The 12,543-nt window shown below is 50.5% G+C and carries 7 protein-coding genes and 1 riboswitch; of the genes, 5 read left to right on the top strand and 2 right to left on the bottom strand.

Annotated features, from left to right (window positions below; genetic code table 11):
- Nucleotides 1–156: 156 nt before the first annotated feature.
- From L6439_RS13405 to L6439_RS13415, 3 genes are all read left to right on the top strand, one after another.
- On the top strand, nucleotides 157–2,541 hold the full coding sequence (locus L6439_RS13405; protein ID WP_213469389.1) for a polyprenyl synthetase family protein: 2,385 nt from the start codon (nucleotides 157–159) through the stop codon (nucleotides 2,539–2,541).
- Between the two features lie 379 nt (nucleotides 2,542–2,920).
- Nucleotides 2,921–3,589: a 4-hydroxyphenylacetate 3-hydroxylase C-terminal domain-containing protein gene (locus L6439_RS13410; protein WP_237096856.1), complete on the top strand. Its 669-nt coding sequence runs from the start codon at nucleotides 2,921–2,923 to the stop codon at nucleotides 3,587–3,589.
- A 235-nt stretch (nucleotides 3,590–3,824) separates the two neighbouring features.
- On the top strand, nucleotides 3,825–5,381 hold the full coding sequence (locus L6439_RS13415) for an ABC-F family ATP-binding cassette domain-containing protein (RefSeq protein WP_213469388.1): 1,557 nt from the start codon (nucleotides 3,825–3,827) through the stop codon (nucleotides 5,379–5,381).
- A 66-nt stretch (nucleotides 5,382–5,447) separates the two neighbouring features.
- On the opposite strand, the gene L6439_RS13420 is transcribed toward L6439_RS13415, so the two are convergent.
- Both L6439_RS13420 and L6439_RS13425 read right to left on the bottom strand, forming a co-directional pair.
- Complete coding sequence (locus L6439_RS13420; protein WP_213469387.1) at nucleotides 5,448–5,741, bottom strand: DUF5316 domain-containing protein; 294 nt, start codon at nucleotides 5,739–5,741, stop codon at nucleotides 5,448–5,450.
- Nucleotides 5,742–6,513: 772 nt separating this feature from the next.
- Nucleotides 6,514–10,389: a glycosyl hydrolase family 18 protein gene (locus L6439_RS13425; RefSeq protein ID WP_237096857.1), complete on the bottom strand. Its 3,876-nt coding sequence runs from the start codon at nucleotides 10,387–10,389 to the stop codon at nucleotides 6,514–6,516.
- A 108-nt stretch (nucleotides 10,390–10,497) separates the two neighbouring features.
- Nucleotides 10,498–10,582: riboswitch (cyclic di-GMP riboswitch) on the bottom strand.
- Nucleotides 10,583–11,161: 579 nt separating this feature from the next.
- Here L6439_RS13425 and fabG point away from each other — a divergent pair.
- Nucleotides 11,162–11,941 carry a 3-oxoacyl-ACP reductase FabG gene (gene fabG, locus L6439_RS13430; protein ID WP_213469386.1) on the top strand — a complete coding sequence of 260 codons (780 nt, stop codon included), beginning with the start codon at nucleotides 11,162–11,164 and terminating at the stop codon, nucleotides 11,939–11,941.
- 235 nt (nucleotides 11,942–12,176) lie between these two features.
- Nucleotides 12,177–12,512: a hypothetical protein gene (locus tag L6439_RS13435; protein ID WP_213469385.1), complete on the top strand. Its 336-nt coding sequence runs from the start codon at nucleotides 12,177–12,179 to the stop codon at nucleotides 12,510–12,512.
- Nucleotides 12,513–12,543 lie beyond the last annotated feature (31 nt).

Below are 12,543 nucleotides of genomic sequence, written 5' to 3' on the forward strand. Positions count from 1 at the left end.
CATTGATCTTACCACAATAATTCTGGCGTGCATTCCATCACTTGCCTCGTCATAATTTCGTAACCGCTAAGATGATCTCACGTATAAAGTCTTAACCCCGATCCGACGAACAGCCGGGGCACGAATGAATCCATACGAGAAGCCGAGGGACATCCTATGAAATACGACATGACCGATCAAGCCGAGAGAGGGTATCGGGCAGCCGAGCAGAAGGCCGCTCACTATTTTGCCTCCCTCGCTGCGCAGGTCAAGGACAAGATTTATGCGCCTGCTCTGACCGCAGATTTTGAATGCTGGAAACAGGACCATCTTCATCCTCCTTCATGGCTCTCCCTTTGGTCGCGGAGGAAGAGAAAACCGGAAGCTTCGGATGATGAGAAATATATACATTGGCTGAACGATGCCGGAAAATTAGACGCTTACTTGGAGCGAAGCGTGTCTTATATGTATATGAGGGATCTTGGCAAAGCGTTGGATTCTTCGGACACCCAGATTCGAATTCAGCGCTGCATGGCCGGCCTCAAAAAGCACTTGCTTCATTCCACGGCCGCCAACGGAGGACAACAGCCCGAAGCGATGAGCCTGGCCGGGGTATATCGTTGGGCTCAGAAGGAAGGGATCGAAGACGCCGCGATATGGGTGATCGGCAAGCTGAGAAGCGTATCCGCCCATATACCGGAAGGAATGGATGCGGAGCAGGCCCAGCGCAAGCTAATTAAAATCATTGCCGGAGTTGTTCTCCATGTCCTCGAAGATATGGAGGACGATATATTGCCGGCGGAACGCGCCCGAAGACTTGATGAAGCCATCAGGCTAGGTTATTCCTACGGACTGACCTATCCCTTTATTGACGACCTGCTCGATTCTCATGTGCTGCGCGAGCGCGAGAAGGAGCAATATTCCCGCATGATACGTTCCGCGCTGCTCACGGGAACGGTGCCGGAATGGGAAGAATGGGCCGGCAGGGACAAAGAGATGCTCCGGTTCATCCATTCGGAGCTCCGGGATGCTTTTGAGTATATTAAAGAACATCAGCTGCCGGAGACGGAGAGAATATTTTTCGAGCAGTCTTACGTGTTTTTTCATTCCCAGGATCTGGACCGCGCAAAGGAACTGTCGAATCCGGATTACACCAATGAAGAGCTGTACGTGCCAATCATCCTGAAATCTTCTTCTTCCCGGCTGGTCGTCCGCCCGCTCATTCGCGCCCCCGAGGATGAAGGCTTTCATCACCGCACATTTTGTTATGGCATCTACAACCAGTTGGCCGATGATTTTGCGGATATGTTTGACGATATGAGAGACGGCGCCGTAACACCCTATACTTATTATTTGAAATACCATGGTCAGCGCAAGGATCTGATCAATCCATTTGAACTGTACTGGGCGGTCATCTCCCATTTGATCCATAACGTGTACCGCTCCGATGCCAAGTCCCGCGAGGTGATCCTGGCTCGCGCGATCAACGGTCTAAAACGGTGCAAACAGCGCGTCGGGAACGAAAAGTATCATGAAATCATGGATCTCTTCACGGCCGGCATCCCGGAATTCAACCGTCTGATCCAACATATGGTGCGCAAAGCGGACGGGGTTGATTTTTTGGATAAACTGCTTCGTGATCAGATGGTAACCGCGTTGAAAAACGAGCGGAAGGAAAAGGAGCGGTTTTTCGCAACGATCAAAACGGTTCGCCGCCAGATCAACGAGGTGTTGCCGATTTCGAAGCATCACGGAAATCCGGCGGTGCAGGACACGCTTATTGATGCCGCCAATTACAGTCTCGAAGGGGACGGCAAGCGGTTGAGACCGATCCTGGCCTGGGTCATGGGCGTACAGGAATATGGCTTGAAGGCTTCAGCGCTTGTGCCGCTGCTGCGATCATTGGAATATATGCATACCGCCTCTTTAATCTTCGATGATCTGCCATCGCAGGATAATGCGGCGACGCGCAGAGGAAGGCCAACCCTGCACCAGGCGTATAACAGCGCCACGGCCGAATTAACCGGCCTGTTCCTGATTCAGAAGGCGATCGAAGAACAAGCTTCCCTGGACGGGTTCGATCCGAACACGGTGCTGGCACTGATGCGATATTCGTCCCAAAAGGCCGCGGATATTTGCACGGGCCAGGCGATGGACTTGCAATCCAAAGGCCAGGCGCTGACGCTGGAGCAAATGAACGCGATATGCTTTTACAAAACCGGGATTGCCTTCGAGGCCTCTATCATCATGCCTGCCATTCTCGCGCGGGTGAACGAGGCGGAAATGTCGGCGTTGAAAAAATTCGCCTATCATGCGGGGATTGCGTTTCAGATTAAGGATGATTTGCTTGATTATGAAGGAGACCAGCAGTTGCTCGGAAAGCCTGTCGGCAAGGATGCGGAAAACAACACTTCGACATTTGTGACCATCCTTGGTCATGAAGGCGCCAGAAAAGAGATGTGGGAGCATTACTGCCTGGCCAGCGAAGCATTGAGAGCGATCCCTCGCCATATCGCTTTTTTGAAGCATTTATTGAATTATTTGGTCCATCGGGACCGTTAAAATGAATTTATGGCCGCATGCCAGCCCGTGTCCTCGTTATTTTGAGAAGCCAAGATATTCGTTCATTCCAAGCTGTCCTGGAACGAATAAAGTAGAGGCAGAAACGAGGAGGCGCTCTGAATGCCGGTCAAAAACGGGAGCGAGTATGTCGAGCGGATAAATCATCATTCCCCGATTACATAAACACCGCCATTATGGCTTTTTCGGCTGCGGCCGGGGTGTTTGAAGAGCAATATCCCGCGTATGCCTCGAACTTGCGACGGATTACGAAGCCTGCCGGGAAAACGATATTACGCTTTCTCATGTATTTATTCAGCCGAAGGCGGGGAGGGTATCCACTTTTCTTCGAACATTCGAAGAGCCGGAGGCGGCCTGAATCATGGAGAAAAACAAAGACGGAATCGTGATTCGCGGTGCCTTTTTGTTAGACACGCAAGGAGCAACCGCGGACGTAATTCTGGTATTCCCCGCGCCGTTCTCTTTCACTGTGGAAGAGGAAAGCCCCTATTCCTTCGCCTACGCAGTTCCCAGCAACCTGGAAGGCATCAGCTTTCTATGCAGGGAAAGCTTTGTAGGCGGAGAGTCCACTTACAATGATCCGCTGAGTTCGCGGTTAGAAACCGGGTCTTCATATGCGGGGATGAAAAAATGGCATGCCGGTTACTGGATGAGAGTCATTTTCACACCTGCGCCGGCACGCATTTGCAAGAACATTGCCAAAACGGAGTTTTTGCTCGGCATGATCGACATGCTGGTGAAGACCGCCGGATTGGAAAGCCATGGCCATGTTTTCGAGAAGGTAACGGAGGTAATCGTAGCGCTTGAGACGCTCAAGGCATTTCAGCTTGCCGCCGAGAAAGGGGCTTCCCCCGATCGATGGGGCAATATGCTTCCGGCCCGGAAGCCGCTGCTTGCCGCAAATGTATATTTTCAACAAGTGTATCCGCGGATGATTGAGATCGTTCAGCTGATTGGCGCCAGCAATCTGATTATGATTCAAGGCGCCATGGGGAAGTATCGAGACCGGATCCAAGACTTTTTGTCATGAGGGAAAAAGAGTCCTGCTCCTTTTCCCTCCAACCATTTTCCAGGGCATGATTTTCTTCCTGCAGACAGAGAACTTATCACGTAAGCAAGCTTCGGGCAGAATCCCCTGTCCACGGACGCATCAGTTCCACAGCCGAACATGCATAAAACGGGCTCAGGCTATTTTTCGCTTACTTTTAGGCTCGATAACGTTTATAATAAATCAAGCACAAAGTATATAAGAAAAGGTGTCATGGATGAGCATATTAAACGTAGAACGACTAAGCCACGGCTTTGGAGACCGTGCAATCTTCAAGGATGTATCCTTCCGCCTGCTCAAAGGCGAGCACATTGGCCTTATCGGCGCCAACGGAGAAGGCAAGTCCACATTTATGAATATCATCACCGGCAAGCTTCAACCAGATGAAGGCAAGGTTGAATGGTCCAAGCGCGTACGTGTCGGCTACCTCGATCAGCATGCCGTACTTAGCAAGGGCTCAACGATTCGTGATGTGTTAAGGGGAGCCTTCCAATATTTATTTGACCTGGAACAAGAAATGAACGACATGTACGGCAAGATGGGGGACGTAACGCCAGAAGAGCTGGAGAAGCTCCTCGAGGAAGTCGGTACGATTCAAGATACGTTAACCAATCAAGATTTCTATATGATTGATGCCAAGGTCGAAGAGACGGCACGCGGCCTCGGGCTGAATGATATCGGTCTTGATAAGGACGTCAACGATCTGAGCGGCGGTCAACGCACGAAGGTGCTGCTGGCGAAGCTCTTGCTCGAGAAGCCGGACATCCTGTTATTGGACGAGCCGACGAACTATCTGGATGAACAGCATATCGAATGGTTGAAGCGATATCTGCAAGCCTATGAGAATGCATTTATTCTTATCTCGCATGATATTCCGTTCTTGAATAGCGTCATTAACCTGATCTACCATATGGAAAACCAGGAGCTGACGCGCTATGTCGGCGACTATGATAAGTTCCAGCAAGTCTATGAAATGAAGAAGCAGCAGTTGGAAGCTGCTTATAAGCGTCAGCAGCAGGAGATTGCCGACCTCAAGGACTTCGTCGCACGCAACAAGGCCAGTGTCGCTACGCGCAACATGGCGATGTCGAGACAGAAGAAGCTGGATAAGATGGAGATTATCGAGCTGGCGAAGGAAAAGCCGAAGCCGCAGTTCAACTTCAAAGATTCCCGTGCTTCCAGCAAGCTGGTGTTCGAGACAACAGATCTGGTCATCGGTTATGATGAGCCGTTGTCCCGTCCGTTGAACCTCCGAATGGAACGCGGTCAGAAGATCGCATTGGTTGGTGCGAACGGTATTGGTAAAACGACGCTGCTGCGCAGTATTCTCGGCGAGATTCCAGCGATATCCGGCTCTGTGGAACGGGGAGATAATCTCGATATCGGCTATTTCGAACAGGAAGTCAAAGATGCGAACTATAATACGTGCATCGAAGAGATCTGGAGCGAGTTCCCTTCCTTCACCCAATTCGAGGTGCGTGCGGCATTGGCGAAGTGCGGGCTGACGACGAAGCATATCGAGAGCAAGATCGCCGTGCTCAGCGGCGGCGAGAAGGCGAAGGTTCGCCTCTGCAAGCTCGTCAATATCGAGACCAACCTGCTCGTGCTCGATGAGCCGACGAACCATCTGGATGTCGATGCGAAGGAAGAACTGAAACGTGCACTCAAGGCATACAAGGGCAGCATCCTGCTCATTTCCCACGAACCTGAATTTTATCGTGATGTCGTGACGGAGACATGGAATTGTGAATCCTGGACGACGAAAGTATTTTAAAGTTGCAGCGTAAAGCCGACTCTATCGCAAATGATGCGATGGAGTCGGTCGCATCCCCGATTGAAATCATTTCGAACCGAAGTAGAGGATGAGGCACGCAAGCAGATTCGGTGAAGCGACCAGCAGGAAAAAAGTGGATAATTTGAACCTTCGGTCTCTCGATTCCCTGCCTTCGGTCGCCATATCCGCACGCCTGGAATCGGGATCAATCACAGCGCCAGAAAAAAGAGCGGCTAAGGCTAAGGAGCCCAATCCCGCATAGCCGGATAACTTCATCGCCATGGAAATATCCCAAGCGACGACGGACATCGCGGCAATAACGCTTAGTACAACAAGTCCAACCCCGAGTGCTGTTTTCATTCTAACCTCCTTTTGGCATTGAAGAATCTGTCCTGCACCTTCTCTAGAATAGAGGATCAAGGATACATTTTCCAGATCGTATAACAATTGTTGCCGGACGCGGCGTTGATGATCGCGGGAGCTCGCCGGCAGGGACGATGCAACTAGCCAGAATTGGGATATTCCGGGCTCAAGGAATAAAGGAAAGGGGAACCGCGGTTCAGCTAGTCCCCGTATGAAAATGCTGCACAGGCGCAGCATTTTTAACCTCAAGAGGCAAAAATCCGAGAAAATCCTGCAAAATTACATTATTTCGCCATTTTGAACGCTATTTATGCCTTCCCGTAGGGGAATTGCTGTATTTTTGCAGCATTCCTATTTTCGCAGCCCCGTGTCAATGAAAATGCTGTACTTTTACAGTATTGGTGGACCAGGTGACTAGAGTGCGGGAGTAATGCAGCTTTGGTGAAGAAGGTAACTAGGGAGTGCAGCTTTAGTAGAGTAGATTACTAGAGTGCGGGAGATAATGCAGCCTGGTGAAACAGATAACTAGAGCGGGAGATAATGCAGCTTTGGCAAGAAGGTAACAAGGGTGGTCGGAGGTAGGTTCAGCTTAGTAGAGTAGATCATTAGAATGGGCGGAGGTAGTTCAGCTTTAGTAGGGTAGATTACTAGAGTGGGCGGAGGATGATATTCTCGAGGCGGGCCAGCCCCGTTTCATTTTCGGTTCGTGGCAAGCGGAAGGGACCGGCCCATGCAGGCCAGTCCCGGTACATACAGCTTCGTCTTCTTATTATTCTACCAGCTTCCAGGAGTCATCGCTTCCCGGAATGCTCTGTGTCCACCACTTGGCTTGGTAGAGCTTGCCTTCATAGCGAACCAAGTCGCCTCCTACATAGACATTGCCTGGCACGTAATCCACACTGCCGTCTTCATTTGGAATCACTTCTTTTTGCCAGGCTTGCGAGGTATCTGGCGCTTGGCCTTGCACCCACCATTTTGCCGTGTATTTCTCACCTTTGTAGATGACCGAATCGCCTTCGTAATAGATCTTCGTCGGATCATACGTATCCGCAAGTCCATCAATCACGTTAATCTGGCGCTTTGCAGACGCTTGCAGGCCTTGATTGTCTTCTACAGTGTATACCAACTCATATGTTCCCGGAACAGAGGAATCAACCGTTCCTTCGATCGCGATGCGATCGGTCAGGTCGCCGTCCTCTTCATCCGCAGCGGTAATCCCTTCTCGCGGATCGAAGTGATCGCCAACGAGAATCGTTTTATCCGTTGCGCCAAGGATCACAGGCTTGTGATTGATCTTTTCTGCAACGGTGACCGTACGTTCCGCAACCGCTTGCTGCCCTTGGCTGTTCTCAACGGTGTACACCAGCTGATATGCCCCCGGAGCAGAGGAATCAACCGTTCCTTCGATGACGATGCGATCGGTCAGGTCGCCGTCCATTTTATCCGCAGCGGTAACCCCTTCCATCGGATCGAAGTCCTCGCCCACGAAAATCGTTTTATCCGTTGCCCCATGAATCACGGGTTTTGAAGCTGCCGGCGGAATGCTGCCATTTCCGAATGCTTTGAAAATATCGGTAAATTGATATTGCGCCGTTACGCCGCTATTATTTTCCAACATCGCATCCCGGTTCATCGACCAGAAGGAGGTCATCGCGAGCCCTTTCTCGATCGCATGATCAACCACCCATTGAGACCACTCTGTCGTAAAGATCGGATGAGCCGCGCCTTCAAAACCGATTGATGGCGTCGTTCCAATTATTCCATAAGCCTCTTCATCGGTTAGATCCGTGTTGGCATACTGCTTGTAGTATTGCTTCACTTGATTCTTCGTCGAATCAACGGCTCTCAGCGAAGCGGAACCGTAGTTCTCGCCAGGCAGGAGCGTTCCGCTGCCATAACACATCGTCATGATGTTCACGACTTTGACATCCACGCCGGCAGACAGGTAAGCCTCCAATACATCCAATTGAACGGAAGTCAGACCGCTTGGCAGTACAGGGAGCGTCAATACGATATCGACTCCGGTTGCGTCTTGCAGCTTTTTAATCGCCTTCGCATTCGCGATATTCAGGGCTTTGTTCTGGGCGCCGCCCTCAATGTCGAGGTCTAATCGGGTCAGTCCATAGCCTTGAACAAGCTCCATATACGTATTGAACAACGTATCTGTGTCTTGAGTTACTTCCCAGAACGTAACGCCGTTCAAACCGCCAAGGGAGATCGCGACATCTCCGCCCATCTCGCGCAGCTCCCGGATCGACTGCTTGATTCCTTGATATTGGGCATTGTCTGCATTCTTTTCATTCAGTACGGAGTATCCTCCCCAGCCCCATTGCACTTTACCGTCAACGATTTCCTTCGAAATGGACTGAATGAAGCCGAGATTAAAGAATTTCACGCCGGTATCCTCGGAAATTCGGGCAAGGTTAGGGGCGCCATTGTTGGAATAGCCCGGCTTGGTCACCCATGCAACCATGTCGATGAACGGAGAATGGACTTGCTTCGGCCACTCGATTCCTTGGCCAGCCCCAAAGTCATGCTCCGGAGCTACCGCTTCGGTCACTGTAATCATGCGTTCTTTTTCGGCCGTTAAGCCTTGCGAATCCGTGACGGAATACGTCAGTTGGTACTTCCCGGCCACATTCGTGTCTACTTCCCCCGTCACGGTAATACGCGACGTTACGTCTCCGTCTTCCGCGTCCGTAGCGGTAACCCCGGCGAGCTTATCGAAGATGTCGCCGACTCGAAGCGTGAGATCGGTCACGCCATGCAATACAGGCGGTTGATTCTTGCTTGGAGCTTCATCGCCCAGAATGAGTTGTCTGTTCATTTCCGGGCTGTTATTCGACACCCGCTGAACAAGCTCCATGCTTGTCATCTGGGCATCTCCCTTAAGTTTGAACGCATAAGAAGCGCCCGGCTCTATTGTTTTTGCATCATAGACCGATTTCAGGTCAACGACCGTGTAACCATTTTCGTAGGTTACGGAGCCAGCCAGATAATCGCCGGAAGTCAACGGTCCATCTGTCTTGATATACAGCTTCGGCAGCTTAATCGTTTTTGCGCCTCGTTCCACGGCTCTCAGCACTTGATTCGATTCGGTCAAAGCTTCGTTGTTGACAAGCGTAACTTCATACCCTTTATTGTTGCCCCAAGGCTCCGTATACGGTTTCACATCTGCCGTAACACCGAGCTTGGCATATTGGATTGCATGTGTCGGCAGCGGCAGGCTTCCGAAGAGGCCTTCTTTCGTCGCCTTTGTTAATTTGTCACGCTTGGCAGGGTCCGCAGTAGGGGCATCATTGGAAGCCATCCATGCAATGACCCCGCCGAGGCCGCGCTCAAGCACATATTTCGTCTTCTCTTGAATGGATCTTTCATTGTCATAGGTGTAGAATACGCCGCTTGTCTTATCATACAGATAAGGAGCTTTGGCAGCATCATCCCAATATTCTGTGAGATTCGGGTAAGTGGCCTTCAACTTGTCGAGATTGCGATAAGACCAAATCCCAGTTCGGCGGCCGCCGTCCCCAAGGACGAGAGGGGATTCGCCAACCGCGCCGCGGGATGGAGTCTGATCCGCATCCTTGGCGGATAATGCGGCTTGACCGAATAGTCCCGGATGATTCGGATCGGGTCCTTGCGACACTTGATCCCAGCCGCGGGTATAGTAGGCTGCCCCGATGACGATCTTATTCGGCTCGGCTCCTTGCTGAATCAAATAATTCACGCTCTCGTCGATGGACAGATTGTTGCCGGTGAGCGGATCATTGGGATTCGGATACAGACCGGTATGATGGCCGCTTACTTCATCCCATGCGCCCCGCATGTCATAAGTCATGATATTGGCAAAGTCTACAATGTTAAATAACCTCGGCACATCAATGCCGATATCAATTTTTGCCTTGGGAGCGGGAAGAGCAACGGACAGCTCGTACGTTTTGCCAAGCTCGGCTCCTTGTTGGTTCAAGGCGTTTTTGAAGTCTTGCAGGAGCAAAATATAATTATTTTTATCCTCCGGGGTGGCGTATTTCGTGCCTTCATCGTTTTTATTATCGACAAGATCAGGTTGTCGCACTTCAGCCGGGAACTCCCAGTCCACATCGACGAAGTCCATGTTCGTGTACTTAATGAATTTCATGACATTCTGGACCAAATTCGCCCGCTTCGCAGCATCGGCCGCCACAACGGAGAAGTCGCCTGATTTCGACCATCCGCCAAGAGAGATGCCGATTTTCAGATTCGGGTTTTCGGCGCGCAATTGCTGCAGGGCGATGAGGACGCCTGCATTGGCTGCGTCCCATTGTACGCCATCCTGACCGACAGGCGCGCCGACAGCCGCATCCTTGTCCGTAAAGACGAGATTGCCTTGGGCATCAAAATCTAGGAAGGCATAGTTCAAGTGGGTTAGTTGATCGGCGGGTATATCCTTGGGATAAAAGTTCCCTTGTCCTCCCCAGATCGACCAATCGCCATAGTACATGACATTCCGGATTTCCTGTGCTGAGCCCTGTTTGATATCAGGTTCCTTTGCTGCGGGAACAGTCGTTCCTGCATAAGCCGGCGCCAGGGAAGAGACGAACATCATGATGGTCATTACCGTCATGGCGAACAATCTTCGGGCACTCTGCTTTCTCCTAATCTTCATCCGTAATTCACTTCCTATCAATAGATTATATTAATAGGCAGCTAGGGAGGACTTGCGATGGAATCATGCAAAATAACGCATACGACGAATAGAGTGTGGTTGCTATTGGCCGGCAGCTGGCTGGCATAGAATTTCTTCCTTAGCCCCTTTAGCTTTGCGTCACTAGATTTCCCTAGCTTTGCCTAGTAATACCTGAAAAAATGCATACGCTTTTATTTTTAATTATGACTTTTTATCCTGTATCTTGTATAACGATACATGTTTGCACCGTTTAATATACAGGAAATTCACGCTTATTTAATGGGGCATGCGGCCCGTTTGTGAAAATATGAACATAGGCCGATTTTATTACTCATTCGAAACATATCAAGTTCAACATTGGATGCGATAACGGGATGCAATGTGATTCCCTGTCCTATGATGATGTGCACCATTCCAGTAATAGCGCCGTTCTCTTGACAATCCCTGCTATGGATTTTTACATATTTATGCTACCCGGAAAGTTTGGGAAAATAGGACTTAGGGAGGGGGCGGAGAGATATCTCGATGTGGATTGACCTGCCCGAGTTCGCATAATTATAACCGAATATAACTATCCTTATATTCAGTCTGGAGCCACAAATGTGGCGGATATGTGATGATGACATTCTTAGGTTGGAAAACTTCTATCTATCATGCGTTGTCTCCGCATCCGGATTTGTAGTAGGATTACATTGAATCCATGTAATGGAAACGATGCAGCTTATTTTTATAGACGATAGGAGTGTTTTGTATGCTGACGCCACTGAAGGATAAGACGGTCGTCGTGACCGGAGCCAGCAAAGGAATCGGCAAAGGAATTGCGAGAACCTTCGCCTCACATGGGGCGAAAGTCTCAGTCGTCGCACGCAGCCTCGCAAAAGCGGAGGAAACCGCGGCGCAAATCCGGAAGAACGGAGGCGTTGCTCATGCCTTCGAAGGCGATGTCGCAGATTTGGAGTCGATGAAGCGGGTTGCGAACGAGACGGCCGGTACTTTCGGGGGGATCGACGTGCTGTGCGCCAATGCCGGTATTTTTCCGAATGCGCCGATTGAGGAGATGACCGGCGAGCATTGGGATCATGTGATGAACACGAACGCGCGCGGGACGCTGTTTTCCCTTCAAGCCTGCCTGCCCTTTCTGAAGAAAGCGGAATACGGCCGAATCATTGTTACCTCTTCTATTACGGGGCCGGCCACCGGTTATGCGGGATGGTCGCACTACGGCGCAAGCAAAGCCGCTCAGTTGGGATTCATGCGCAGTGCGGCGCTCGAGCTCGCGCGTTACAGCATTACCATTAACGCCGTCATGCCCGGCAACATTATGACGGAAGGCTTGGAAGGCCTTGGGGACCATTATCTGGAGTCGATGTCGGCGTCCATCCCGCTCAAGCGGCTCGGTAGCGTCGAAGATATCGCTTATGCCGCTCTCTTCTTGGCTTCGAAGGAGGCAGGTTATATTACGGGCCAGACCATCATTGTTGATGGCGGTCAGATTATTCCGGAAAGCCTGGAAGCGATGGGGGACGTCTGATTCGTTTACCATAGACACATTATCGATATTCCGGATAACCCTATGCTACAAGACATTATTTGACAAAATATAACTGCGGCACTATCATAATATCTAGAACTCAACCTGAATAGTCTCAGTTCTGCATTTCTCTGCCATCATGCCGCATCAGGCTGCGTCAAGCCATGATTTCTCTGTTTGCTCACTGGTAACATGAAAGTTCCGTTTCATTACTAAGCGACCGGGAGAAATCGGAATGGAAAGCACGAATGTACCCGATTCTATTGAGAGCACTCGACAACAATGGGATGAGGAATACCGCTCCAAAGTATGGGACTGCCTGGCCGGCATCACGGAATATGCCAGATACTCGGTCGTGTACGGCTACATCCGCAAATTCCTTGGCGAAGAAGGGATTCTCGATATGGGATGCGGCACTGGCCTATTGTTCGATATGCTTCTTGAAGAGGAAATTTCCCATAAAAATACGCAAGATCCGGCCTTTGCGATGATTGAACGCAAAATCGAAGAAATAGAGAAGTGCGGATATTTTGACAAAACGATTTTTTGTGATATGCATTCAGGATGGTAAAATGCGGGCGGCGGATTTGCGCTGCCAAAGG

This window comes from Paenibacillus dendritiformis (assembly GCF_021654795.1).
Taxonomy (GTDB): domain Bacteria; phylum Bacillota; class Bacilli; order Paenibacillales; family Paenibacillaceae; genus Paenibacillus_B.